Origin of the sequence: Microbacterium sp. MEC084, from assembly GCF_004514465.2 — a bacterium.
GTDB lineage: Bacteria > Actinomycetota > Actinomycetes > Actinomycetales > Microbacteriaceae > Microbacterium.
In genome coordinates, this window is the sequence record NZ_MYFP02000001.1 from 48,222 (window position 1) to 72,664 (window position 24,443).

The window sequence follows — 24,443 nt, forward strand, 5'->3', positions numbered from 1 at the left end:
CCTCACCCGACCGGGAGGCGCTCGTCGAGGGCCTGGCCGCGGCGGTCGGCGAGCGGGATCACGCCGACCGCGGCGATCGCGAAGAAGATCGAGAACACCACGAACAGCAGCGGGGCCCCGCCGAGCTCCATCGCCCACGGCACGAACAGCGGCGCCACGATCGACGCGATGCGGCCGACCGCGGCGGCCCAGCCGGCGCCGGTCGCGCGCAGCGTCGTCGGGTACAGCTCCGGCGTCACGGCATACAGGGCGCCCCAGGCACCCAGGTTGAAGAACGACAGCGCCATGCCGCTCGCGATGATCTGCCAGGGCTCCGTCGAGGACCCGAACAGCACGGCGGCGACCGCGGAGCCGACCAGGAACGTGGCGAGCGTGGCGCGACGGCCCCACACCTCGATCAGCCAGGCGGCGACGGCATAGCCCGGCAGCTGCGCGAGCGTGATGATCAGCGTGAAGCCGAACGACCGCACCAGGTCGAACCCCTGGTTGAAGAGGATGGTCGGGATCCAGATGAACGCCCCGTAGTACGAGAAGTTCACGCAGAACCAGACCAGCCAGATGGCGGCGGTGCGCATCCGGAGCGCCGGCGACCACAGCGCGGCGACAGCGGCGAGACCGCGTGGAGCCGCCTCGCCCGCGCCGGCCGGCGGTGCCACGGGCGACTCGCTGCGCGTGACCGCGCGGCCGGCGGAGGCCTCGAAGTCCCGCACGATCGCATCGGCCTCCGAAACGCGCCCGCGGCTCTCGAGGAAGCGCGGCGATTCGGGCAGAGCCCAGCGCACCACCAGCGCGTACACAGCGGGGATCGCGCCGAGCGCGAATGCCCAGCGCCAGCCGTTCTCGAGCGGCACCACGAAGTACCCGATCAGCGCGGCCGCCGTCCATCCGACGGCCCAGAACGCCTCGAGGATCACGACGAGCCGGCCGCGGATGCGAGCGGGCGCGAACTCGGCGACATAGGTGGATGCGACCGGCAGCTCGGAGCCGAGGCCCAGACCCACGAAGAAGCGCAGCACGAGCAGCGCGGCCACTCCCCCGACCAGGGCGCTCGCTCCGGTCGCGAGCCCGTAGACGAGCAGCGTCAGCGCGAACACCTGCCGGCGGCCGAGGCGGTCGGCGAGGAGGCCGCCGACGCTGGCGCCGACCGCCATGCCGATGAAGCCGACCGACGCGATCCAGGAGGTCTCGGCCGGCGTCAGCTGCCACTCCGCCACGAGCGCCGCGAGGATGAACGAGATCAGTCCGACGTCCATGGCGTCGAGGGCCCACCCGATGCCGGATCCGGTGAGCAGCCGCAGGTGCTTGCGGGTGAACGGCAGCGAGTCGAGGCGCGCGGACGGTGACGTCATGGCGCCAGCCTAATGGTCGAAGTGACCATTCAGCGGGAAGCCGGCTCCTCCGCCAGCAGCTCCCGCACGCGCGGCGCGACCTTCGTGCCGTACAGCTCGATGCTCTTCATGAGTTTGTCGTGCTCGAGACCGCCGTTCGCGAACTTCAGGTCGAACCGCGTCAGGCCGAGCGTGCGCACGGTCTCGGCGATCTTCTGCGCGACGCGCTCGGGCGAGCCCGCGTATACGGCGCCGCCCATGCCGATCTCGTTCTGGAACTGGACGCGGTTGTAACCGCCGGCCCAGCCGCGCTCGCGCCCGATCTTCTCGCGCATGGCCGCCATCTCGGGGTACAGCTCGTCCCAGGCCTCCTCGTCCGTGTCGGCGACGTGGCCCGGCGAGTGCACCCCGACCGGAGCGGCGGGCTTCTCGTATGACGCGAGGGAGCGGTGGAACAGGTCGACGTAAGGGCGGAACCGTGCGGGAGCGCCGCCGATGATGGCGAGCATGAGGCCGAGCCCGTGACGTGCGGTGCGGACGACCGACTCGGGCGAGCCGCCGACCCCGACCCAGGCGGTGAGGCCGTTCGCCGTCTTCGGGAAGACGTCCGCCTCCTGCAGGGGCGGCCGCATCGCGCCCTGCCAGGTGACCGGCTGCTCGGTCATCAGGCGCACGAACAGATCGAGCTTCTCCTCGAACAGCGCCTCGTAGTCGCGCAGGTCGTAGCCGAAGAGCGGGAACGACTCGATGAACGAGCCGCGGCCCAGGATGACCTCCGCGCGGCCATTCGACACCGCGTCGAGCGTCGCGAACCGCTCATAGACCCGCACGGGGTCGTCGCTGGAGAGCACCGTCACGGCCGTACCCAGGCGGATGTCCTTCGTGACCGAGGCGATCGCCGCGAGCACGATCTCCGGGCTCGACACGGCGAACTCGTGCCGGTGGTGCTCGCCGATGCCGAAGAACTTCAGACCCACCTCGTCGGCGAGCTTCGCCTGCGCGACGATGTTCCGGATCGTCTCCGCGTCGCTGAGGCGCTCGCCGTCCGTCCCGCGCGTGACGTCGCCGAAGGTGTCCAGGCCGAGTTCGATGTCCATGAGGCTCCCCGCTCTCTATTCACTCGCATGTAACCGGAGGGGGTGCTGCGTATTCCCGTCAGCCGACGAGCGCCGTGCGCAGCGTGTCGAGGCCCACCCCGCCGAGGTCGAGCGCCCGCTTGTGGAACTCCTTCATCGAGAACTCCGCGCCCCGCGCCGCCCGGTACTCGTCCCGCACCTGCTCCCACAGGCGCTGGCCGACCTTGTAGGACGGCGCCTGGCCGGGCCATCCGAGGTACCGGTTGACCTCGAAGCGGATGAACTCGTCGGGCATGTTCACGTTCCGGCGCATGAACTCGAGCGCATAGTCGGCATCCCAGACCCCGTCGCCATCCGGGCGCGGCTTGCCGAGGTGGACGCCGATGTCGAGCACGACGCGCGCCGCCCTCATCCGCTGGCCGTCGAGCATGCCCAGGCGATCGGCGGGGTCGTCGAGATAGCCGAGCTGCTCCATGAGGCGCTCGGCGTACAGGGCCCAGCCCTCCGCGTGCCCCGACGTGCCCGCGAGCAGGCGCCGCCACGCGTTCAGCTGAGCCCGGTTGTAGACCGCCTGCCCGATCTGCAGGTGGTGGCCCGGCACGCCCTCGTGGTACACGGTGGTGAGCTCGCGCCATGTGTCGAACTCCGTGACACCCTCCGGCACCGACCACCACATCCGGCCCGGTCGCGAGAAGTCGTCGGTCGGCCCGGTGTAATAGATCCCGCCCTCCTGCGTGGGCGCGATCATGCACTCCAGACGGCGGATCGGCTCGGGGATGTCGAAGTGGGTGCGCCCCAGCTCGGCCACGGCGCGATCGCTCGTCTCCTGCATCCAGGTGCGCAGGGCGTCCGTGCCGACCAGCTTGCGGGACGGGTCGCGCTCGAGGTGGGCGACGGCCTCCTCGACGGTCGCACCGGGGAGGATCTCGCGCGCGATCGCCTCCTGTTCGGAGGTCATCCGCGCGAGCTCCTCGATGCCCCACTCGTACGTCTCGTCGAGGTCGATCACCGCACCGAGGAAGCGCCGCGAGTGGAGCGCGTACAGCTCGCGTCCGACGCCGTCGGCCTCGGTGGCGGCCGGTGCGAGTGCGTCGGTGAGGAACTCGGCGAGACGGTCGTACGCGCGACGGGCCTCCTCCGCACCGCGCTCCAGGTCGGCGCGCAGCGACGTCGCGAGGTCGCCGTCCGCGGGCGCGGCGCCGGAGACGAGCGAGGCGAAGAAGCCGTCCTCAGCCGTGTAGCGCGGGATCTGCGCCGCCACCTCGCGGACCTGCCTCACCGCGGGCACGACGCCCTGGCGGATGCCCTCGGAGAGCGTCTCGATGTACCCGGCGATGGCGCCCGGGACGGCGCGCAGGCGGCGGGCGATGACGTCCCAGTCGTCGGCCGAGTCCGTGGGCATCAGGTCGTACACCTGCCGGATGTCCTGCGCCGCGCTGGCGATCACGTTGAGGTCGCGCAGGTGCCAGCGGGCCTCGTGCAGCTCGGCGGACAGACGCAGCTCGGCGCCGAGATCGGCTTGCGTGACCCGGTCCACGTCGTCGGAGGGCGTCGCGGCATCGAGCGCCGCCAGCGTCCGGCGCGCGGCCTCCTGCGCACGCTCGTGGCCCGCGAGGCTGAAGTCGTCGAAGCGGTCGTTCGCCTCGCTGCGGCCGATGTACGTGGCGGCTATCGGCGACAGCTCGACGACCCGGTCCACCCATCCCTCGGCGATGCGGTCGATCTCGGTGGGCGTGCGCTCGGTCATCCCTGCTCCTCGTCCGCCGCGCTCAGTGCGCGGCCTCGTTCCAGTCCGCGCCGCGCCCGACCTGCACGTCGAGCGGCACCGAGAGCTCGGCGGCGCTGCCCATCCGGTCGCGCACGATGCGCTCGACCGCGTCCCACTCCCCCGGTGCCACCTCGACCACGAGCTCGTCGTGGATCTGCAGCAGCACGCGCGAGGCCATCCCCCGCAGGTCGTCGTGGATGCGGAACAGCGCGATCTTCATGATGTCGGCGGCGCTGCCCTGGATGGGGGCGTTGAGCGCCGCACGCTCGGCGTTCTCGCGGAGCACGCGGTTCGGGCTCGTCAGGTCCGGGAACGGACGCCGCCGCCCGAAGATCGTCTCGGTGTAGCCGTCCACGCGGGCCTGCTCGACCGACGACCGCAGGTAATCGCGCACCGCGCCGAACCGCGCGAAGTACTCCAGCATGAGCGACTTCGCCTCGGACTGCTCGATGCGCAGCTGCTTCGACAGGCCGAACGCCGACAGCCCGTACACGAGGCCGTAGGACATGGCCTTGACCTTCGTGCGCATCGCGGGCGTGACCTCCTCGGGAGCGACGCCGAACACGCGCGCGCCCACGAAGCGGTGCAGGTCCTCGCCCGAGTTGAACGCCTCGATCAGGCCCGGATCGCCCGAGAGATGCGCCATGATCCGCATCTCGATCTGCGAGTAGTCGGCCGTGAGCAGCGCCTCGTACCCCTCACCCACCTCGAACGCCGCCCGGATGCGCCGCGACTCCTCGGTGCGCACCGGGATGTTCTGGAGGTTCGGGTCGGTGCTCGACAGGCGCCCGGTCTGGCTGCCGGTCTGCACGTACGTCGTGTGCACGCGGCCGTCCTCGCCGATCGCCGCGTCGAGGCCGTCGATGATCTGCTTGAGCTTGGTGGCCTCGCGGTGCTGCAGCAGCACGTCGAGGAACGGGTGGTGCGCCTTCTCCTGAAGGTCGGCGAGGGCCGCGGCGTCCGTCGTGTAGCCGGTCTTCGTCTTGCGGGTCTTGGGCAGCTGCAGCTCCTCGAAGAGCACCTCCTGCAGCTGCTTGGGCGATCCGAGGTTGACCTCGTGGCCGATTGCCGCGTACGCCTCCTGAGCGAGCGCCTCGGCACGGGCGCCCAGCTCCGAGGAGAAGCCGGACAGCTTGTCGTGCGACACCGCGACGCCGGCCAGCTCCATGTCCGCCAGGGCGACGAGCGTCGGCAGCTCGATGTCGGTGAGCACCAAGCGCACGGCGTCCGGCAGCTCGCCGCGCAGCCCCTCGGCGACCCGCAGCGTGAACCACGACAGCTGGCCCGGCGTGGCCCCCTCGGTCTCGGGCACGAGCTGCGACAGGTCGGCCTCGGGGAGCTTCTCTCCGAGGTAGCGCTCGACGAGGTGGCCGAGGGAGCGGTCCGGGAGGCTCGGGCGCAGCAGCCAGCCGGCGAGCAGGTTGTCGAAGGCGAGCCCGCCCACGACGACGCCTGCGCGGCCGAGCGCCTTCACCTGCGGCTTGGCGTCCGTGAGCACCTTGGGCGCGTCGGATGCGAACCAGTCGCGCAGGGCTGAGGCGACGTCCTCTGACCAGCCGGCCTCCACCGCGTCGGACCCGGTGGAGAGCCCGATGCGGTCGGGCAGCCCGGCCGCCGTCGTGATCGTCACGCCGATCTCGCCCGGTGCGGCCGCGACCCAGGCGGCCAGCTCGGCGGCCGTGAGCTCGCGCGGCGCGGGCATCGGCTCGGCGTCGGCGGCGGGCTCGTCGTCCATCACGGCGCCGGCGGCCTCGAACACGCGCGGCAGCAGCGTCCGGAACTCGAGCCGGGCGAAGATGTCCCGCACGGCCTGGGCGTCGAGCGGCTTGACCGCGAGGTCGGCGGGGCCGAACTCGAGCTCGACGTCGCGCAGCAGACGGTTCAGCCGCCGGTTGCGGCGGACGTCCTCGATGTGCTCGCGCAGGTTGCCTCCGACGACGCCCTTGATGGTGTCGGCGCCGTCCAGCAGCGCGTCGAGCGAGCCGAACTGCGTGAGCCACTTCACCGCGGTCTTCTCGCCGACCTTCGGCACACCGGGCAGGTTGTCGCTGGTCTCGCCCACGAGAGCGGCGATGTCGGGGTAGAACTCCGGCGCGAGGCCGTACTTCTCGACGACCGCCGCGGGGTCGTAGCGCTTGAGCTGCGACACGCCCTGCACGGACGGGTACAGCAGGGTGATGTCGTCGTTCACGAGCTGGATGGTGTCGCGGTCGCCCGAGCAGACCAGGACCTTGAACCCCTCGGCCGCGCCCCGCGTCGCGAGCGTCGCCAGGATGTCGTCGGCCTCGTAGTCGGCCTTCTGGAGCACGGTCACGCCCATCGCGGCGAGGCACTCCTGCAGCAGCGGGATCTGCCCCTTGAACTCGGCCGGCGTCTCGGAGCGGTTCGCCTTGTACTCGGTGTACTCCCGCGTGCGGAACGACTCGCGCGACGTGTCGAAGGCGACCGCGAGGTGGGTGGGCTTCTCCGCCTTCAGAAGGTTGACGAACATCGACAGGAAGCCGTAGATGCCGTTCGTGTGCTGGCCGTCCTTGGTCGAGAAGTTGTCGACCGGCAGCGCGTAGAACGCGCGGTAGGCGAGCGAATGGCCGTCGACGACCAGGAGGGTAGGCTTTGCGGAGTCCGTCACCCTGTCAGCCTAACGAGCACCGCCGACGCCACCGCCGCGGTGCGGAGCTGCGCAGGACACCGAATCAGGAGCCCGATGTCCGACCTCTCCCCCGGACTCGAGTGGGTCCGCCACCGCGGCATCGGCGCGCTCGCCGAGCGGATGGGCGTCCGCTTCACCGAGTTCACCGCCGAGCACTCCGTCGCCACGATGCCCGTCGAGGGCAACACCCAGCCGGTCGGACTCATGCACGGCGGGGCATACGTGGTGCTGGGCGAGTCGATGGGGTCCATGGCCGCGAACTACCACGCGGGCCCGGGGCGCCTCGCCGTCGGCCTCGACATCAACGCCACCCACACCGGCTCGGCCCGCTCCGGACTCGTCACCGCGACCTGCACGGCCCTGCACCTCGGCCGCTCGGTCGCCGTGCACGAGATCGTGATCGTGGACGAGGCCGGCCGCCGCTGCTCCACGGTGCGGATCACGAACCTGATCAAGGACCTGTCGACGCAGGGCTGAGCGCGGCAGGCCGCGGCTCAGTCGTGCAGGATCCGCTGGAACAGCACGTGGTCGCGCCACTGTCCCGCGCTCCGCAGGTAGCGGGGCGCGAAGCCGAACCGCTCGAATCCCGCGCGCTCGAGCACGGCCTGGGATCCGGTGTTCTCCGGCAGCGTCCCCGCCTGCAGGCGGTGCAGGCCCAGCTCGTCGCGCGCGTGATCCGACGCGATGCGCACGGCCCTGGTCATCAGCCCGCGCCCGGTGAGCTCGGCGTCGAGCCAGTAGCCCACGTTGGCGCTCTGGAACGCGCCGCGCACGATGTCCGTCACGTTGAGCCGGCCGACGATCCGCGACTGCGCGTCCTCGAGCACCCAGCGCAGCGCCGCGCCGCGCGAGTGCTCGGCGACGGCGTAGCGCGTCTGCGCCTGCTGCGACGCGACGGTGTAGAAGTCCGGATCGCGCAGCGGCTCCCACGGCTCGAGGTGCGCGCGGTTGCGGATGTACGCCGCAGCCAGAGCGGCTCCGTCCCCCAGACGCAGGGGACGGAGCCGGATGTCCTCGGTGAGCGGGTGCTCGGTCACGCCTTCTTGGGCGCGAGCTGCTCGATGATCGCCTTGGCGACGTCCTGCATCGTCAGGCGGCGGTCCATCGACGCCTTCTGGATCCAGCGGAACGCCTCAGGCTCCGACAGGCCCATCTTCTCGTTCAGCAGGCCCTTCGCGCGGTCGACGAGCTTGCGGGTCTCGAAGCGCTCGACCATGTCGGCGACCTCGGCCTCGAGCGTGATGATCTGCTCGTAGCGGGCCAGGGCGATCTCGATCGCCGGCAGCAGGTCGTTCGGGGTGAACGGCTTGACGACGTAGGCCAGGGCACCGGCCTCGCTCGCGCGCTCGACCAGCTCCTTCTGGCTGAAGGCCGTCAGCAGCACGACGGGCGCGATGTGGTTCTTGCTGAGGCGCTCGGCCGCGCTGATGCCGTCGAGCTGAGGCATCTTGACGTCCATGATCACCAGGTCGGGACGCAGCTCGGTCGCGAGCTGGACGGCGGTCTCGCCGTCGCCGGCCTCGCCGACCACGTCGAACCCGTTGTCACGGAGGATCTCGACGATGTCGAGGCGGATGAGGGACTCGTCCTCGGCCACGACGACGCGGCGGGGTGCCGCGGGTGCCTGCCCGGTCTGCTCTTCGGTCACGTGTCCATCCTAATTCTTCGTGTCTGGGCTGGCTGGGAGCCACGCGGCTCCCCCGCTGGTGCGGTGGTGGCCGCATGGTGCCGGTGGTGGGACTCGAACCCACACGCCCTCACGGACAGCGCATTTTGAGTGCGCCGCGTCTGCCATTCCGCCACACCGGCCCGGAACGACGATACCGCCTCGCGCGGGTGACCCCGTGCGAGGCGGTATCGGGCGGACCTGCTTACCGCTCCTGGTAGATCGGAGCGGCGCCCTGGACGGCGTCGCCGACCTTGTGGACGCGCAGGTCGTTGGTCGAGCCCGCGATCCCGGGAGGCGAACCGGAGATCACCACGACCTTGTCGCCGATCTGCGCGAGGCCGTTCTCGAGGAGGTACTCGTCGACCTGGTGGAACATCAGGTCCGTGTGCTCCACCATCTCGACCAGCGTCGAGCGCACGCCCCAGGTCAGCGCCATGCGCCGCTGGATGCCGACCTCCGGCGTGAAGCCGATCATCGGGCGGTGCGAGCGCAGGCGCGACATGCGGCGCGCCGAGTCGCCCGACTGCGTGAAGACGCACAGGAACTTCGCGTCGACGAAGTCCGCGACCTCGACGGCCGCGAGCGTGATGGCGCCACCCTGCGTGCGGGGCTTGGTCGTGAGCGGCGGGATGCGCTCGAGGCCGTGCTCCTCGGTCGACTCGATGATGCGCGCCATGGTCGCGACCGTGACGACGGGGTACTCGCCGACGCTGGTCTCGCCCGACAGCATCACGGCGTCCGCGCCGTCCAGCACCGCGTTGGCCACGTCGCTGGTCTCGGCGCGCGTGGGAACGGGGTTGCTGATCATCGACTCGAGCATCTGCGTGGCGACGATGACCGGCTTGGCCATGCGGCGCGCGAGCTCGACGGCCTTCTTCTGCACGATCGGCACGGCCTCGAGCGGGAGCTCGACGCCGAGGTCGCCGCGGGCGACCATGATGCCGTCGAACGCGTCGACGATGTCCTCGAGGGCGTCCACGGCCTGCGGCTTCTCGATCTTCGCGATGATCGGGACGCGGCGCCCCTCCTCCGCCATGATCACGTGGGCGCGCTGCACGTCCTTCGCGTTCCGCACGAACGAGAGGGCGATGAGGTCGGCGCCCTTGCGGAGCGCCCAGCGCAGGTCCTGCTCGTCCTTCTCGCTCAGCGCGGGGACGTTCACGGCGGCGCTCGGGATGTTGATGCCCTTGTTGTTGGACACGTTGCCCGCGACGATCGTCTTGGTCGTGACGGTCCGCTCGTCGGCCTCGATGACCTGCAGGCGCACCTTGCCGTCGTCGATCAGCAGGTAGTCGCCCGGCTTCACGTCCTGAGGCAGGCCCTTGTAGGTCGTGCCGCAGATCTCCTTGGTGCCCTCGATCTCGTCGATCGTGATCTTGAAGATGTCGCCCTCGGCGAGGTAGTGGGGGCCGTCCTTGAACTTGCCGAGCCGGATCTTGGGGCCCTGCAGGTCCACCAGGACGGCGACCGGCTTGCCCACGTCCTCGGCGGCGCCGCGCACGTTCTCGTAGTTGGCGTCGTGGACCGAGTAGTCGCCGTGGCTCAGATTGAGCCGGGCGACGTCGACGCCGGCCTCGATGAGCTCACGGACCTTCTCGCGTGTCGACGTCGCGGGCCCGAGGGTGGCGACGATCTTGGCACGTCTCAACTGATTACCTTCCGCACAGGGTGATAAGACGGCGGCACGGAACTTCCGATCCTCGTGTCGGCGTCTTCGGGGTTTTCGGGCTCAGCCTACGCGGGCTGCAGACCGATCGCGACATCCGTCGGACGCACCGGAGAGGGCAGAGAGGTCTCCCCCATCAGGTACGAATCGACCTCTGCCGCGACAGAGCGGCCCTCGGCGATCGCCCACACGATGAGCGACTGGCCGCGGCCGGCGTCGCCGGCCACGAACACACCGGGAGCGGTGGCCTGGAAGGCGCCGTCGCGCTCGACGTTGCCTCGGGCCGTGAACTGCGCCTGCAGCTGCTGCTCGAGCGCCTCGCGCTCGGGGCCGGTGAAGCCCATCGCGATCAGCACCAGGTCGGCCGGGATCTCGCGCTCCGTGCCCGGCTTGGGCACACGGCGGCCGTCGACGAACTCGGTCTCGGCCACCACGAGGGCGCGCACCTCGCCCGCGTCGTTTCCGACGAACTCGACGGTCGACGCGAGGTACTGGCGCTCGCCGCCCTCCTCGTGCGCCGAGGAGACCTCGAACACGGTGGGCATCATCGGCCAGGGCTGGTGCTCCGGGCGGTCGTCGCCGGGGCGCTTGCCGATGGCGAGGTTGGTCACGCTGAGCGCGCCCTGACGGTGCGCCGTGCCGATGCAGTCGGCGCCGGTGTCGCCGCCGCCGATCACGACGACGTGCTTGCCCTCGGCCGTGATCTGGTTCGGGACCTGGTCGCCCGCCACCGCCTTGTTCGCCTCGACGAGGTACTCCATGGCGAAGTGCACGCCCGCGAGCTCCCGGCCCGGGATCGGCAGGTCGCGCGGCACCGTGGAGCCGGTGGCGACCACGACGGCGTCGTAGCGCGCGCGCAGGTCGCTCCACGAGATGTCCTTGCCGATCTCGACGCCCGCACGGAACCGCGTGCCCTCGTCCTGCATCTGGCGCAGGCGCGACTCGAGGTGCTTCTTCTCCATCTTGAAGTCCGGGATGCCGTAGCGCAGCAGGCCGCCGATGCGGTCGTCGCGCTCGTACACCGCGACCGTGTGGCCGGCCCGCGTGAGCTGCTGGGCGGCGGCGAGACCGGCGGGGCCCGAGCCGACCACGGCGACGGTCTTGCCGGTCAGGCGCGCCGGCGGCTTGGGCTCGACCCATCCGTTCGCGAACGCCTCGTCGATCGTCGAGACCTCGATCTGCTTGATCGTGACGGCGGGCTGGTTGATGCCCAGCACGCACGCGCTCTCGCACGGCGCGGGGCACAGGCGGCCCGTGAACTCCGGGAAGTTGTTGGTCGCGTGCAGGCGCTCGATCGCGGAGCGGCCCTCGCCGCGCCACATCAGGTCGTTCCACTCGGGGATCAGGTTGCCGAGGGGGCAGCCCTGATGACAGAACGGGATGCCGCAGTCCATGCAGCGGCTCGCCTGGCGGCGGAGCATGGCCGAGTCGCCCGGCTCGTACACCTCCTTCCAGTCGAGGATGCGCACGGGCACGGGACGGCGAGCGGGGAGCTCCCGCTCGGTCACCTTCAGAAAGCCCTTGGGGTCAGCCACCGGTCACCTCCAGGATGCGGTTCCAGACGACGTCGCCGTCGGGGTCCAGACCCTCGGCGACCGCCTCCTGGCGGGTCTGCAGGACGGCGGCGTAGTCGCGCGGCAGGACCCGCACGAAGTTCGCCACCTCGTTCTCGAAGTCGTCGAGCAGGCGCTGCGCCAGCTCCGACTCGGTCTGCGCGACGTGCTGCTCCAGCAGGTCGCGCAGGATCTCGGCGTCGCCCGAGCCCAGCTCGGTGAGCGTGAGCTCGCCCGAGGCGAGCGCCTCGCGGTTCACGAGATCCGTGTTGAGGCGGTACACGTACGCCGTGCCGCCCGACATGCCGGCGCCCAGGTTGCGTCCAGTGCGGCCCAGGATGACCGCGAGGCCGCCGGTCATGTACTCGAGCGCGTGGTCGCCCACGCCCTCGACGACCGCGGTCGCACCCGAGTTGCGGACGAAGAAGCGCTCGCCCACGACGCCGCGCAGGAACATCGTGCCCTGGGTCGCGCCGTAGCCGATCACGTTGCCCGCGATGACGTTCTGCGACGCGTCGAACGTGGCGCCGCGCGGCGGGCGGATCACGATCTGCCCGCCCGAGAGGCCCTTGCCGACGTAGTCGTTCGAGTCGCCCTCGAGGCGCAGCGTGATGCCGTTGGGCAGGAACGCCCCGAACGACTGCCCGGCCGAGCCCGTCAGCGTGATGTCGATCGACCCGGCCGGCAGGCCGTGCTCGCCTCGCGCCTTCGTGACGTGGTGGCCGAGCATGGTCCCGACCGCGCGAGCGGTGTTGCGCACGGGCAGCTGGATGGAGATCTGACCGCCGTTCGCGATCACGTCCTGCGCCCGCTCGATCAGCGGCACGTCGAAGTGCTCCTCGAGCTCGTGCAGCTGGTCGCGCTGGTGGCGGCGCGGCTCGTCCTCCGCGAAGCGGGGGCCCTCGAGGATCGGCGTCAGGTCGAGACCCGAGGCCTTCCAGTGCTCCACCGCGGGGTTCACGTCGAGCACCTCGGCGTGGCCGATCGCCTCGTCGAGCGAGCGGAAGCCGAGCTCGGCGAGGTACTCGCGCACCTCCTGGGCGATGAACTCCATGAAGTTGACGACGTGCTCCGCCTTGCCGGTGAAGCGCGAGCGCAGCACGGGGTTCTGCGTGGCCACGCCCACCGGGCAGGTGTCGAGGTGGCACACGCGCATCATGATGCAGCCCTCGACCACGAGCGGAGCCGTGGCGAAGCCGAACTCCTCCGCGCCCAGCAGGGCGCCGATGATGACGTCGCGGCCGGTCTTGAGCTGGCCGTCGACCTGCACGACGACGCGGTCGCGCATGCCGTTCAGCATGAGCGTCTGCTGCGTCTCGGCGAGACCGAGCTCCCACGGCGTGCCCGCGTGCTTGAGCGAGTTCAGCGGGCTCGCGCCCGTGCCGCCGTCGTGGCCGGAGACCAGGATGACGTCGCTCAGCGCCTTCGCCACGCCCGCGGCGACCGCGCCGATGCCCGACTGGCTCACCAGCTTGGTGTGGATGCGGGCCTTCGGGTTCGCGCGCTTCAGGTCGAAGATCAGCTGCTTGAGATCCTCGATCGAGTAGATGTCGTGGTGCGGCGGCGGCGAGATCAGGCCCACGCCGGCGGTCGCGTGACGCGTCCGCGCGACCCACGGGTACACCTTGCCCGGGGGCAGCTGACCGCCCTCGCCGGGCTTGGCGCCCTGCGCGAGCTTGATCTGGATGTCGTCGGCCTCGGTGAGGTACAGGCTGGTGACGCCGAAGCGGCCCGACGCGACCTGCTTGATCGAGCTGCGACGCTCGGGGTCGAGCAGGCGGTCGACGTCCTCGCCGCCCTCACCGGTGTTCGACTTGCCGCCCAGGCGGTTCATCGCGATCGCGAGCGTCTCGTGGGCCTCGCGCGAGATCGAGCCGTAGCTCATCGCGCCCGTCGAGAAGCGCTTCACGATCTCCGACACCGGCTCGACCTCGTCGATCGGCACGGCCGGGCGCACGCCCGTGCGCAGCTGGAACAGACCGCGCAGCGTCTTGAGCTCGGCCGCCTGGTCGTCCACGAGCTTGGTGTACTCGCGGAAGATGTCGTAGCGGCGCGTGCGCGTCGAGTGCTGCAGGCGGAACACCGTGTCCGGGTTGAACAGGTGCGGGGCGCCGTCGCGGCGCCACTGGTACTCGCCGCCGGTCCACAGGCGCTCGTGCGCGCGCGGCGCGCGGTCCTCGGGGTAGGCGAACGCGTGGCGCGCGGCGTTCTCGGCCGCGATCTGGTCGAGCCCGATGCCGCCGAGCTTGCTCTCGGTGCCGGTGAAGTACGCGTCGATCAGCTCCTGGGACAGACCGACGGCCTCGAACACCTGGGCACCCGCGTACGACGACACGGTCGAGATGCCCATCTTCGACATGATCTTCAGCACGCCCTTGCCGAGCGCGTAGATCAGGTTCTTGACGGCCTTCTCGGGCGTGACGCCCTGGATCGATCCGGTGCGGACGAGGTTCTCGACCGTCTCCATTGCGAGGTACGGGTTCACGGCGGACGCCCCGTAGCCGATGAGCGTCGCGACGTGGTGCACCTCGCGCACGTCGCCGGCCTCGACCACCAGGCCGACCTTCATGCGCGTCTCGTTGCGGATGAGGTGGTGGTGGATCGCCGACAGCATGAGCAGCGACGGGATGGGCGCGAGGTCCTGGTTGGAGTCGCGGTCGCTGAGCACGATGAACTCGGCGCCGTCCTCGATCGCCTTGTCGGCCTCGCGGCAGAGCTGCGCGAGGCGCTTCTCGAGCCCCTTTCGGCCGGCGGCGACGCGGTAGAGGCCGCGCAGGGTCACGGACGAGCGCCCGGGCAGGGCGGTGTCGATGTGCTGGATCTTCGCGAGCTCGTCGTTGTCGATCACCGGGAAGTCCAGCCCGACCGTGCGGGCGTGCTCCGGACCCCACGAGAGCAGGTTCGCCTCGGGGCCGAGACCGAGCTTGAGGCTGGTCACGACCTCCTCGCGGATGGAGTCGAGCGGCGGGTTGGTGACCTGCGCGAACTGCTGCGTGAAGTAGTCGAACAGCAGGCGCGGGCGCTCGCTGAGCACCGCGATCGGGGTGTCCGAGCCCATGGCGCCGAGGGGCTCCGCGCCCGTGCGGCCCATGGGGGCCAGCAGGATGCGCACCTCCTCCTCGGTGTAGCCGAAGGTTCGCAGGCGCCGGTTGATCGACGCGATCGGGTGGACGATGTGCTCGCGCTCGGGCAGGTCGGCGAGGCGCACCGTGCCCTTGTCGAGCCACTCCTGCCACGGGTGCATGGCGGCGAGCTCGCGCTTGATCTCGTCGTCCTCGATGATGCGGCCCTGGGCCGTGTCGACCACGAACATGCGGCCGGGCAGCAGGCGCCCGCGGCGCTCGATGCGCTCGGGCTCGAAGTCGAGCACGCCCGTCTCGGAGCCGATGACCACGAGGCCGTCCTTCGTGACGGTCCAGCGGCCCGGACGCAGGCCGTTGCGGTCGAGCATGCCGCCGACGATCGTGCCGTCGGTGAAGATCAGCGACGCGGGGCCGTCCCACGGCTCCATCTGGAGCGAGTGGTACTCGTAGAAGGCGCGCACGTCGGGATCGATGTCCGCCTGCTTCTCGTAGGCCTCGGGGACCATCATCAGCATCGCGTGCGGCAGGCTGCGGCCGGTGAGCGTCAGCAGCTCGAGCACCTCGTCGAACGAGGCGGAGTCGCTCTGGCCGTCGGCGCAGATCGGCAGCAGCGGGCGGATGTCGCCGAGCAGCTCGGACTCGAGCTGCGACTGGCGCGCGCGCATCCAGTTGCGGTTGCCGCCGACCGTGTTGATCTCGCCGTTGTGGGCGAGCATGCGCAGCGGCTGCGCGAGCGGCCACGACGGGAACGTGTTGGTCGAGTAGCGGCTGTGCACGACGGCGAGCTCCGTCACGAAGCGCTCGTCCTGCAGGTCGGGGTAGAACGGCTCGAGCTGGAGAGTCGTGACCATGCCCTTGTAGCCGAGCGTGCGGCTCGAGAGGGTCACGAAGTACGCCTCGAGCTCGTGCTGGGCGCGCTTGCGCAGGCGGTACACGCGGCGGTCGAGCGCGATGCCCGAGAGCGGCTCCTCGCCGTCCTGGGCCGGGCACGTGATGAACACCTGCTCGAACGCCGGACGCGCGTCGAAGGCCAGCTTGCCGAGGTGCTCGTCCTCGGTCGGCACCTCGCGCCACCCGAGCACCTCGAGGCCCTCGCTCGCGGCGACGCTCTCGATCGACGCCTTCATGGCGGCGCGGGCCTCGTCGTCGCGGGGCAGGAAGATCATGCCGGCCGCGTACTCCCCCACCGGCGGCAGGTCGAAGTCGACCACCGCGCGCAGGAACGCGTCGGGCATCTGCGTGAGGATGCCGGCACCGTCGCCCGTGCCCGCGTCGGAGCCGATGGCGCCGCGGTGCTCGAGGTTGCGCAGGGCGGTGAGGGCGAGGTCCACGATGTCGTGGCCCGCCTCGCCGCGCAGGGTCGCGACCATCGCGAGACCGCACGCGTCCTTCTCGAACGCAGGGTTGTACATCCCCTGCTTCGCGGGGAAGGCGCCGCCGGCGCCGTAACGGGGGCTCGATGCCATGCCTACCGTCCTAGGTGGTTGTTGCTCTGCTGGGACGACGTCGGCCCGATGGGGATACAGCAGCTGTGCTCGCCGCACGCCGCCTGCGAAGGACCGACCGCGCCCCTCGAGAGCAGCGGTTCTACTTCGCGGCTGCGGTGCTTGTGGCGGCGGCCTGATGGGGTGAGAATTCCGACGCGGGCGGTTCGCTGACGTCGACGAATTCGGTGGGGTCCCCCGATTGTACCGCCTCGGAACCGGCGCGCTCGCGCCCGGGCTGGTACGGCGACGGCTCGAGGCCGAAGTGGCGGCGCTGCACCAGCAGGATGACGATGCCGACCACGATGCCGAGGATCGCCGCCCACACGTTCGTGCGCAGGCCGAAGTAGATCTCGCTCGGGTCGATCCGGATGGACTCCCACACGACGCGTCCGGCGCCGTACCAGATCAGGTAGAGCGCGAACAGGCGGCCCCACTGCAGACGCAGGCGGTTGCCGATCCAGAGCAGGAAGACCACGCCCAGGACGTTCCAGATCACCTCGTAGAGGAACGTCGGGTGGAACAGCGTGTCCTCGGCCAGCCCGGGCGGGAACGCCGCGTTGTCGGGGTCGATCTCGAGGCCCCAGGGCAGGTCGGTGGGCCAGCCGTACAGCTCCTGGTTGAACCAGTTGCCGAATCGGCCGATCGCCTGCGCCAGGAGGAGCCCGGGCGCGAGCGCGTCCGCGAACGTCCAGAACCGGATGCCGGTCCACCGGCAGCCGAGCCAGGCGCCGACCGCGCCGCCCAGGAGCGCGCCGAAGATCGCGATGCCGCCCTCCCAGATCGCCCAGACCGAGCCGGGCTGCGTCGGGTTCCACGGGTTGGAGCCCTCGCCGAAGTAGAACCCGGGGTGCGTCGCCACGTGGAAGATGCGCGCGCCCACGATCGCGAGGGGCACCGCCAGCAGCGCGATGTCGATCACGATCCACGGCTCGGCGCCGCGCTTGGTGAGGCGGCGGTTCGTCATCAGCGTGGCGATCACGATGCCCGCGATGATGCACAGCGCGTAGAAGTGGATGCGCACCGGGCCCAGGTCGATGTAGCTGACCGGCGGGCTGGGGATGCTCGTGACGACGCTCACAAGGGCGGAAGACAGCATGGTCCCGAGTCTAGTTCTCCGCGAGGCGGATGCCGGACGGGGTCAGCGCTTCGTGCCGGCGGCGAGCTCGCGCGTCGTGGCGGCGAGCTGCTCGACGCCGCCGTCGCGCAGGGCGCGAACGAGCGCCGTGCCGACGATCGCGCCGTCGGCGTACTCGAGCACGCCCGCGATCTGGTCGGCGGTCGAGATGCCGATGCCCACGCACGCGCGCGCGGCGCCGTGCTCACGCAGGCGCTCGACGAGCGTGCGAGCGGCCGCGTCCAGCTCGGCGCGCTCGCCCGTGATGCCCATGGTCGAGACCGTGTACACGAAGCCCGTGGTGTTGCGCACCACGAGGTCGAGGCGCTCGTCGCTCGAGGTCGGCGCCGCCAGGAACACTCGGTCCAGGCCGGTGCGCTCGCTCGCCGCGATCCACTCGGGCGCCGCCTCGGGGGTGATGTCCGGCGTGATGAGCCCCGCGCCGCCGGCGGCCAGCAGGTCGTCGGCGTAGCGGTCCACGCCGTACTGCACCACGGGGTTCCAGTACGTCATCACCAGCACGGGCACGTCGGTGCGCGCCGTGATCTCGCGCAGCGCGGTGAACAGGTCGCGCGTGCGGAAGCCCGCGGCCAGCGCGGCCTGCGTGGCCTCCTGGATGATCGGGCCGTCCATCACCGGGTCGCTGTAGGGCGGGCCGAGCTCGATGATGTCGACGCCGTTCTCGGCGAGCGCCACGGCCGCGTCGATGCTGGTCTGCAGGTCGGGGTAGCCGACGGGCAGGTACCCGACGAAGGCGCCGCGGCCCTCTGCGTGGGCCTTCGCGATGGCGTCCTCGACCGCGGATTTCGACTCGGTCACTTCGTGCCCTCGCTCAATCTGGTCGCTTCGCGACGCATCATGCCTGTGCTCCCTGCGTGCCGTGCTGGTCGGCGGTCTGGGCGTCGTCGTACAGGTCGAAGTACCGCGCCGCCGTGTCCATGTCCTTGTCGCCGCGGCCCGAGAGGCACACCGCGAGGATCGCGTCGGGGCCGAGCTCGCGCCCGATCCGCAGCGCCCCGGCCAGGGCGTGCGCCGACTCGATCGCGGGGATGATGCCCTCCGTGCGGCTCAGCAGCCGCAGCGCCTGCATCGCCTCGTCGTCCGTCGCGGGGATGTACTCGGCGCGGCCGATGGACGCGAGCCACGAGTGCTCCGGGCCGACGCCCGGGTAGTCCAGGCCGGCCGAGATCGAGTGGGACTCGACCGTCTGACCGTCCTCGTCCTGCAGCACGAAGGTGCGCGCTCCGTGCAGCACGCCCGGGCGGCCGCGCTCGATCGAGGCCGCGTGACGCGGGGTGTCGACCCCGTCGCCGGCGGCCTCCACGCCGTACAGGCGGACACCCTCGTCATCCAGGAACGCGTCGAACATGCCGATCGCGTTCGAGCCGCCGCCCACGCACGCGAGCACGGCGTCGGGAAGGCGGCCCGCGCGCTCCAGCAGCTGCGCGCGCGCCTCCTCCGAGATGATCTTCTGGAAGTCGCGCACCATGGCGGGGAACGGGTGCGGGCCCGCCGCCGTGCCGAAGATGTAGTTGGTCATCTCGACGCTCGCGACCCAGTCGCGGTACGCCTCGTTGATCGCGTCCTTCAGCGTGCGCGAGCCCGTCTTGACCGCGACGACCTCGGCCCCGAGCAGGCGCATGCGAGCGACGTTGAGCGCCTGGCGCTCGGTGTCGACCTCCCCCATGTAGATCGTGCACTCGAGGCCGAACAGGGCCGCGGCGGTCGCGGTCGCGACGCCGTGCTGGCCCGCGCCGGTCTCCGCGATCACGCGCGTCTTGCCGAGGCGCCGCGTGAGCAGCGCCTGGCCGAGCACGTTGTTGATCTTGTGCGAGCCCGTGTGGTTGAGGTCCTCGCGCTTCAGGAAGATGCGCGCGCCACCGGCGTGCTGCGCGAACCGCGGCACCTCGGTCAGCGCCGACGGACGCCCGGCGTAGTCGGCCAGGAGGCCCGACAGCTCGGCCGTGAATGACGGGTCGGCCATCGCCTCCGCGTGCGCGAGGGCGAGCTCATCGATCGCCGCGATCAGCGACTCCGGCATGAATCGACCGCCGAACTCCCCGAAGAAGGGGCCGGGCTGGTCACGCAGGCTCGTCAAGATCCGGCCTCCAGGAACGCGTTGAGGGTCGCGACGGGATCGCCCGTCACGAGGGCTTCGCCGATCAGGACGACGTCGGCGCCGGCCGCGCGGTAGTGCGCGACGTCGGCGGGCTGCAGCACGGCCGACTCGGCGATCTTGATCGCATCCGCCGGGATGCTGTCGGCCAGGCGGCCGAACAGGTCGCGGTCGAGCTCGAAGGTCGACAGGTCGCGCGCGTTCACGCCGATCAGCTTGGCACCCAGGTCGGCGGCTCGCGCGACCTCGTCGGCGGAGTGGGTCTCCACCAGCGGCGTCATCCCGAGTTCGACGATCAGGTCGTAGAGCTCCGCCAGCAGCGGCTGCTCGAGCGCGGCGACGATCAGCAGCACGAGGTCCGCGCCCGCGGCGCGCGCCTCCATCACCTGGTACGGCGTGGCGATGAAGTCCTTGCGCAGCACGGGCAGCGACACGGCCGACCGCACCGCGGTCAGGTCCTCCAGGCTGCCCTTGAACCGGCGCTGCTCCGTGAGCACGCTGATGGCGGAGGCGCCGCCCTGCTCGTACAGCCGCGCCTGACGGGCGGGATCCGGAATCGCGGCGAGGTCGCCGCGCGAGGGGCTCGCGCGCTTGACCTCGGCGATGATGCGCACGCGCTCGGCGGGCGCGAGAGCCGCGAGGGCGTCACGGGCGGGCGGCTGCGAGAGGGCGATGCGCTCGACCTCCGCGAGGGGACGAATGAGCCGGCGGTTCTCCGCGTCCTCCACCGACCCGGCCGTGAGGTCGGCCAGCAGCATCAGTGCGCTTTCGGGGTGTAGCAGCATCAGTGCGCTTTCGGGGTGTACTTGTGTCCGTTGGCGCCGTAGCCGGCCTTCGTCAGGATCCAGCCCACGACCGCACCGAGGACGAGAAGCCCGACCGAGACCCACACGAGCCAGATGGCGTCGAGGAACAGCGCGACCGTGCCGAGGGCGATCGCCACCAGCATGATGATCACGGCCGTCCACGCGGCGGGCGAGTGTCCGTGGCCGGGGTCGCCGATCTGGTTGCTCATCTCGTGTGTTCTCCTTCGATGCGTGGGACGGGGAAAGTCTATCGGGCCCACCCGGGCGGCTCGGACCCCGGATGAGGCGGGATGCCGTTCAGCGGGCGGCGGTCAGCGTGTGGGGTCGTCGCCCCGGGACAGGTCGTCCCAGGAGTCGATCGCGTCCAGCGGGCCCGCGTCGGAGGCGCGGGTCGCGGCGGCCGCGGCGCCGTCGTAACGGCGTCCTCCCCTGGTCCAGCGGTGCGCCGTGACGAGCACGGCGACGCCGGCGAACCCGATCACGACCGCGCAGACGAGCGTCACGGCCGGCCAGGCCGTGGACGCGGTCGAGAGCACGACCTCGGCGATCGCCTCCTCGCCGGCGAGCCCGGTGCGCTCGGTGACCGCGGGGGCGACCGCCGACGCAGGCGGACGGCCGATCAGGGGCGCCGTGAGCGCGGCGACCGCTGCCGCCACCGCGACGGCCAGTGCCCCGAGGACATACCGCAGCGCGCGGCCGACGAGCGTCAGGACGAGCCCGAGCGCGAGCGCCGTCAGCATCAGGGGCTGCAGGACCGGCACCGCGGTGGCGCCGGGCACGTCGACGTCGCCGTCTGCCAGGGCGGCCAGCGCCCACGTCTGGGTCGAGCCGATCAGCCCGAGCGCGCCGGCCGCGAGGATCGCGACGACGGTGAAGGTCCGTGCGCGGGTGCGCACGCTCATCCGGCCGCCTCGTCGGCGATGCCCGACACCGCGCGCAGATCCCGGTCGAAGCCCTCGCCGTCGTCGAAGCACGCGCGCGTGCCCGTGTGGCAGGCGGGCCCGGTCTGGTCGACCTTGAGCAGCACGGTGTCGCCGTCGCAGTCGATGCGCGCCTCGACGATGCGCTGGATGTTGCCCGACGTGTCGCCCTTGCGCCAGTACTCCTGACGCGACCGCGACCAGTAGGTGACCCGGCCGGTCGTGAGCGTGCGGCGCAGCGCCTCGGCGTCGAGCCAGGCGAGCATCAGCACCTCGTGCGTATCCCACTGCTGGACGATCGCGGGCACCAGGCCGTCGGCGTTGAACGCGACCCGGGCGATCCGCTGCTCGAGCTCGGGGTCCGCGGGCGTGGTCGCCTCGCTCATCGGGTCTCGATCCCCTCCGCGCGCAGCGCGCGCTTGACGTCGTCGATCGTGAGCTGGCCGGAGTGGAAGACGCTGGCCGCCAGCACCGCGTCGGCGCCGGCCTGCACCGCGGGCGGGAAGTGCTCGGGCGCGCCCGCGCCGCCTGAGGCGATCACCGGCACGGTGGAGAGCTCGCGCATCAGGCGGATGAGCTCCAGGTCGAAGCCCTGACGCGTGCCGTCGGCGTCGATCGAGTTCACGAGGAGCTCCCCCGCGCCGCGCTCGATCGCCTCGCGCGCCCACGCGAGCGCATCCAGGTCGGTCTCGGTGCGTCCCCCGTGCGTGGTCACGACGAAGCCCGACGGTGTGCGGGGCGAGCGCTTCACGTCGAGGGACAGCACGAGCGCCTGGGCGCCGAAGCGGTCCGCGATCTCGTCGAGGAGCGCCGGCCGCGCGATGGCCGCCGAGTTCACCCCCACCTTGTCGGCACCGACGCCCTGCAGGCGCGCGACGTCGTCGACCGAGCGGACGCCGCCACCCACCGTGAGCGGGATGAAGACCTGCTCGGCCGTGCGCTGCACGACGTCGTACATGGTGGCGCGCGCGTCGACCGTCGCGGTCACGTCGAGGAACGTGAGCTCGTCGGCCCCCTGCTCGAAGTATGCGCGGGCCAGCTCGACGGGGTCGCCCATCTCGCGCAGGTTCTCGAAGTTGACGCCCTTGACGACGCGGCCGTCGGCCACGTCGAGGCACGGGATGACCCGGGTCGCGACGCCCACGGCTACAGCCTCGCGTTGTGGATGGCCGTCACGAGGATCGCGCGCGCGCCCAGCTCGTACAGGTCGTCCATCACGCGGTTGACGCCCTTGCGGGGCACCATCACGCGCACGGCCACCCACTCGGGGTCGCGCAGCGGCGAGATGGTGGGCGACTCGATGCCCGAGGCGATCTCCACCGCGCGGTCGACGAGCTTCGCCGGGAGGTCGTAGTCGACCATGACGTACTGGCGCGCGACCATGACGCCGCGCAGGCGGCGCAGCAGCGTCTCGGTGCCCTCGACGTCCTTGGGGCCCGTGATGAGCACGGCCTTGGACTCGAGCAGCACGGGGCCGAAGATCTCGAGGCCCGCCTGGCGCAGCGTGGTGCCGGTCGACACCACGTCGGCGACCGCGTCGGCGACGCCGAGCTTCACGGCGGACTCGACCGCGCCGTCCAGGGGCACGATGTCGACGGCGACGCCGCGCTCGTCGAGGAACGCGTCCACGAGGCCCGGGTAGGCGGTCGCGACGCGCACGCCCTCGAGCTGCTCGAGCGTCTCGAAGCGGCCGGGAGGGGCCGCGAAGCGGAACGTGGAGTCGCCGAAACCCAGCGACTCGATCTCGCGCGCGGGCATCCGGACGTCCAGGAGCAGGTCGCGCCCGGTGATGCCGACGTCGAGGGCGCCGAGCGCCACGTAGGTGGCGATGTCCCGCGGACGCAGGAAGAAGAACTCGACGTCGTTCGCGGCGTCGATCAGGTGCAGCTGCTTCGAGTCACGGCGGCCGGCGTAGCCGGCCTCGGCGAGCATCTCGGCGGCGGTCTCGGACAGGGATCCCTTGTTCGGGACGGCGATGCGGAGCATGGGTGCTTTCGGGTGAGGGGTCGACGAGGCGGGGAGCGGCCTACAGATGTCGGTAGACGTCGGCCGGCGTCAGGCCCTTCGCGAGCATCATGACCTGCACGTGGTACAGCAGCTGCGAGATCTCCTCGGCGGCCTCGTCGTCCGACTGGTACTCGGCGGCCATCCAGACCTCGGCGGCCTCCTCGACGATCTTCTTGCCGATGGCGTGCACGCCGGCGTCCAGCTGCGCCACGGTCCCCGATCCCTCGGGCCGCGTCTGCGCCTTCTCGCTCAGCTCGGCGAACAGCGCGTCGAAAGTCTTCACCCCTCAAGGCTACCGGGGATCCGAAGCCCGCTCCGCTCGCACCGGGTCAGTGTCGGCACCACGCCCCCGGCATGCGGCCGTAAGGCGGGTGCAGCCACGTTTCGACTCCGGCTCGTTCCTCGCCTCCGCTCAACGACCGGGCGTTGGACCTCGACCGTCGTGCGAGCGCAGCGAGCGTGCCGCGGATGCGGCCCGCGCGCGAAGCGCGCCCTCACGCGGGCGTGAGAAATCAATGAAGATGCGGGCGGGCGAGGTGGCGGAGCGTATCGATCGCCACGTCGATGTCGTCGGCGCCGTACACGGCGGAGCCGGCGACGAACGTGTCCGCGCCGGCCTCGGCGGCCTGCTCGATGGTCGACGCCGAGATGCCGCCGTCCACCTGGAGCCACACGTCGGCGCCGCGCCGGCGGGTCTCGTCGGCGAGGCGGCGGAGCTTGGGCATCGTGTCGGCGCGGAACGACTGGCCGCCGAAGCCCGGCTCGACCGTCATCACGAGGATCTGGTCGAACTCGTGCAGGTGCTCGAACAGCTGCTCGACGTCGGTCGCGGGCTTCACCGCGACGCCGGCGCGGGAGCCGATCTGCCGCAGCCGCCGGGCCAGCGCGATGGGCTCGGCCGCCGCCTCGAGGTGGAACGTCACCGACGCCGCACCGAGCTCCGCGTATCCCGGCGCCCAGCGGTCGGGGTCGTCGATCATGAGGTGCACGTCGAGCGGCACCGGGCTGGTGTCCTGGATGCGCGCCACCATCTGCGGACCGAAGGTCAGGTTCGGCACGAAGTGGTTGTCCATGACGTCCACGTGCACGAAGTCCGCCGCCGAGATGCGGGCGAGCTCGTCCTGCATGTTGACGAAGTCCGCCGACAGGATGCTCGGGTTGATGCGCGGCGCGGGGAGGTCCGAGGGATGCGGCATGTGG

General features: G+C 71.2%; 21 protein-coding genes and 1 tRNA gene. 1 reads left to right on the forward strand and 21 read right to left on the reverse strand.

Annotated features, from left to right (window positions below; translation table 11 throughout):
* Positions 1 to 2 precede the first annotated feature (2 nt).
* From B5M43_RS00260 to polA, 4 genes are read right to left on the reverse strand one after another with little or no spacing between them, the layout of a single operon-like run.
* Complete coding sequence (locus B5M43_RS00260) at positions 3 to 1,349, reverse strand: MFS transporter (protein WP_055988257.1); 1,347 nt, start codon at positions 1,347 to 1,349, stop codon at positions 3 to 5.
* Positions 1,350 to 1,378: 29 nt separating this feature from the next.
* A complete protein-coding gene (locus B5M43_RS00265) occupies positions 1,379 to 2,425 on the reverse strand; it encodes an LLM class flavin-dependent oxidoreductase (RefSeq protein WP_134745096.1) in 1,047 nt (348 codons plus the stop codon).
* 58 nt (positions 2,426 to 2,483) lie between these two features.
* Positions 2,484 to 4,151: a DUF885 domain-containing protein gene (locus B5M43_RS00270; RefSeq protein ID WP_134745094.1), complete on the reverse strand. Its 1,668-nt coding sequence runs from the start codon at positions 4,149 to 4,151 to the stop codon at positions 2,484 to 2,486.
* Between the two features lie 22 nt (positions 4,152 to 4,173).
* Positions 4,174 to 6,801 carry a DNA polymerase I gene (polA, locus tag B5M43_RS00275; RefSeq protein ID WP_134745092.1) on the reverse strand — a complete coding sequence of 876 codons (2,628 nt, stop codon included), beginning with the start codon at positions 6,799 to 6,801 and terminating at the stop codon, positions 4,174 to 4,176.
* Between the two features lie 75 nt (positions 6,802 to 6,876).
* On the opposite strand from polA, the gene B5M43_RS00280 reads away from it, so the two are divergent.
* Positions 6,877 to 7,299, forward strand: a complete 423-nt coding sequence (locus B5M43_RS00280) for a PaaI family thioesterase (RefSeq protein ID WP_055988265.1) — start codon at positions 6,877 to 6,879, stop codon at positions 7,297 to 7,299.
* A gap of 17 nt (positions 7,300 to 7,316) precedes the next feature.
* On the opposite strand, the gene B5M43_RS00285 is transcribed toward B5M43_RS00280, so the two are convergent.
* The 17 genes from B5M43_RS00285 to rpe all read right to left on the reverse strand — a co-directional run bounded on the left by B5M43_RS00285 (position 7,317) and on the right by rpe (position 24,439).
* Positions 7,317 to 7,859, reverse strand: coding sequence for a GNAT family N-acetyltransferase (locus B5M43_RS00285; protein ID WP_134745090.1), 543 nt, complete (start codon positions 7,857 to 7,859; stop codon positions 7,317 to 7,319).
* On the reverse strand, positions 7,856 to 8,470 hold the full coding sequence (locus tag B5M43_RS00290) for an ANTAR domain-containing response regulator (RefSeq protein WP_134745088.1): 615 nt from the start codon (positions 8,468 to 8,470) through the stop codon (positions 7,856 to 7,858). Before B5M43_RS00290 ends, B5M43_RS00285 begins: the two co-directional genes overlap by 4 nt.
* A gap of 75 nt (positions 8,471 to 8,545) precedes the next feature.
* Positions 8,546 to 8,631, reverse strand: a tRNA-Leu gene (locus B5M43_RS00295).
* A gap of 62 nt (positions 8,632 to 8,693) precedes the next feature.
* A complete protein-coding gene (gene pyk, locus B5M43_RS00300; RefSeq protein WP_134745086.1) occupies positions 8,694 to 10,139 on the reverse strand; it encodes a pyruvate kinase in 1,446 nt (481 codons plus the stop codon).
* Positions 10,140 to 10,225: 86 nt separating this feature from the next.
* Positions 10,226 to 11,692 carry a glutamate synthase subunit beta gene (locus B5M43_RS00305; RefSeq protein WP_134745084.1) on the reverse strand — a complete coding sequence of 489 codons (1,467 nt, stop codon included), beginning with the start codon at positions 11,690 to 11,692 and terminating at the stop codon, positions 10,226 to 10,228.
* Complete coding sequence (gene gltB / locus B5M43_RS00310) at positions 11,685 to 16,259, reverse strand: glutamate synthase large subunit (RefSeq protein ID WP_055988275.1); 4,575 nt, start codon at positions 16,257 to 16,259, stop codon at positions 11,685 to 11,687. The genes B5M43_RS00305 and gltB overlap by 8 nt, the downstream gene beginning before the upstream one ends.
* Positions 16,260 to 16,380: 121 nt before the next feature.
* Positions 16,381 to 17,376 carry a prolipoprotein diacylglyceryl transferase gene (gene lgt, locus B5M43_RS00315; protein ID WP_082542907.1) on the reverse strand — a complete coding sequence of 332 codons (996 nt, stop codon included), beginning with the start codon at positions 17,374 to 17,376 and terminating at the stop codon, positions 16,381 to 16,383.
* A gap of 42 nt (positions 17,377 to 17,418) precedes the next feature.
* Positions 17,419 to 18,213 (reverse strand): tryptophan synthase subunit alpha, encoded by a 795-nt coding sequence (gene trpA / locus B5M43_RS00320; protein WP_134745082.1) that lies wholly within the window; start codon positions 18,211 to 18,213, stop codon positions 17,419 to 17,421.
* A gap of 37 nt (positions 18,214 to 18,250) precedes the next feature.
* Positions 18,251 to 19,492 carry a tryptophan synthase subunit beta gene (trpB, locus tag B5M43_RS00325; RefSeq protein WP_268992968.1) on the reverse strand — a complete coding sequence of 414 codons (1,242 nt, stop codon included), beginning with the start codon at positions 19,490 to 19,492 and terminating at the stop codon, positions 18,251 to 18,253.
* The gene (trpC, locus tag B5M43_RS00330) at positions 19,489 to 20,265 is read right to left on the reverse strand and encodes an indole-3-glycerol phosphate synthase TrpC (RefSeq protein ID WP_134745145.1); all 777 of its coding nucleotides are present in this window, start codon (positions 20,263 to 20,265) and stop codon (positions 19,489 to 19,491) included. The genes trpB and trpC overlap by 4 nt, the downstream gene beginning before the upstream one ends.
* 29 nt (positions 20,266 to 20,294) lie before the next feature.
* Positions 20,295 to 20,525, reverse strand: a complete 231-nt coding sequence (locus B5M43_RS00335) for a DUF6704 family protein (RefSeq protein ID WP_055988280.1) — start codon at positions 20,523 to 20,525, stop codon at positions 20,295 to 20,297.
* 102 nt (positions 20,526 to 20,627) lie between these two features.
* Entirely contained in the window at positions 20,628 to 21,218 is a 591-nt protein-coding gene (locus B5M43_RS00340) for a Trp biosynthesis-associated membrane protein (protein WP_134745079.1), read from the reverse strand.
* Entirely contained in the window at positions 21,215 to 21,622 is a 408-nt protein-coding gene (gene hisI, locus B5M43_RS00345) for a phosphoribosyl-AMP cyclohydrolase (protein ID WP_055988284.1), read from the reverse strand. The genes B5M43_RS00340 and hisI overlap by 4 nt, the downstream gene beginning before the upstream one ends.
* Positions 21,619 to 22,380, reverse strand: a complete 762-nt coding sequence (gene hisF / locus B5M43_RS00350) for an imidazole glycerol phosphate synthase subunit HisF (protein WP_055988287.1) — start codon at positions 22,378 to 22,380, stop codon at positions 21,619 to 21,621. Before hisF ends, hisI begins: the two co-directional genes overlap by 4 nt.
* A 2-nt stretch (positions 22,381 to 22,382) precedes the next feature.
* Positions 22,383 to 23,222: an ATP phosphoribosyltransferase gene (hisG, locus tag B5M43_RS00355; protein WP_134745077.1), complete on the reverse strand. Its 840-nt coding sequence runs from the start codon at positions 23,220 to 23,222 to the stop codon at positions 22,383 to 22,385.
* Positions 23,223 to 23,262: 40 nt separating this feature from the next.
* On the reverse strand, positions 23,263 to 23,526 hold the full coding sequence (locus B5M43_RS00360; protein WP_055988291.1) for a phosphoribosyl-ATP diphosphatase: 264 nt from the start codon (positions 23,524 to 23,526) through the stop codon (positions 23,263 to 23,265).
* 229 nt (positions 23,527 to 23,755) lie between these two features.
* Complete coding sequence (rpe, locus tag B5M43_RS00365; RefSeq protein WP_200941037.1) at positions 23,756 to 24,439, reverse strand: ribulose-phosphate 3-epimerase; 684 nt, start codon at positions 24,437 to 24,439, stop codon at positions 23,756 to 23,758.
* Between the last annotated feature and the right edge of the window lie 4 nt (positions 24,440 to 24,443).

What these genes read in the sequence shown, in the direction of transcription:
- lgt (WP_082542907.1), bottom strand. Translation starts at nt 17,376, where the DNA reads ATGCTGTCTTCCGCCCTTGTGAGCGTCGTCACGAGCATCCCCAGCCCG.
- B5M43_RS00270 (WP_134745094.1), bottom strand. Translation starts at nt 4,151, where the DNA reads ATGACCGAGCGCACGCCCACCGAGATCGACCGCATCGCCGAGGGATGG.
- hisG (WP_134745077.1), bottom strand. Translation starts at nt 23,222, where the DNA reads ATGCTCCGCATCGCCGTCCCGAACAAGGGATCCCTGTCCGAGACCGCC.
- rpe (WP_200941037.1), bottom strand. Translation starts at nt 24,439, where the DNA reads ATGCCGCATCCCTCGGACCTCCCCGCGCCGCGCATCAACCCGAGCATC.
- B5M43_RS00280 (WP_055988265.1), top strand. Translation starts at nt 6,877, where the DNA reads ATGTCCGACCTCTCCCCCGGACTCGAGTGGGTCCGCCACCGCGGCATC.
- gltB (WP_055988275.1), bottom strand. Translation starts at nt 16,259, where the DNA reads ATGGCATCGAGCCCCCGTTACGGCGCCGGCGGCGCCTTCCCCGCGAAG.
- B5M43_RS00340 (WP_134745079.1), bottom strand. Translation starts at nt 21,218, where the DNA reads ATGAGCGTGCGCACCCGCGCACGGACCTTCACCGTCGTCGCGATCCTC.
- hisI (WP_055988284.1), bottom strand. Translation starts at nt 21,622, where the DNA reads ATGAGCGAGGCGACCACGCCCGCGGACCCCGAGCTCGAGCAGCGGATC.
- B5M43_RS00265 (WP_134745096.1), bottom strand. Translation starts at nt 2,425, where the DNA reads ATGGACATCGAACTCGGCCTGGACACCTTCGGCGACGTCACGCGCGGG.
- B5M43_RS00260 (WP_055988257.1), bottom strand. Translation starts at nt 1,349, where the DNA reads ATGACGTCACCGTCCGCGCGCCTCGACTCGCTGCCGTTCACCCGCAAG.
- B5M43_RS00335 (WP_055988280.1), bottom strand. Translation starts at nt 20,525, where the DNA reads ATGAGCAACCAGATCGGCGACCCCGGCCACGGACACTCGCCCGCCGCG.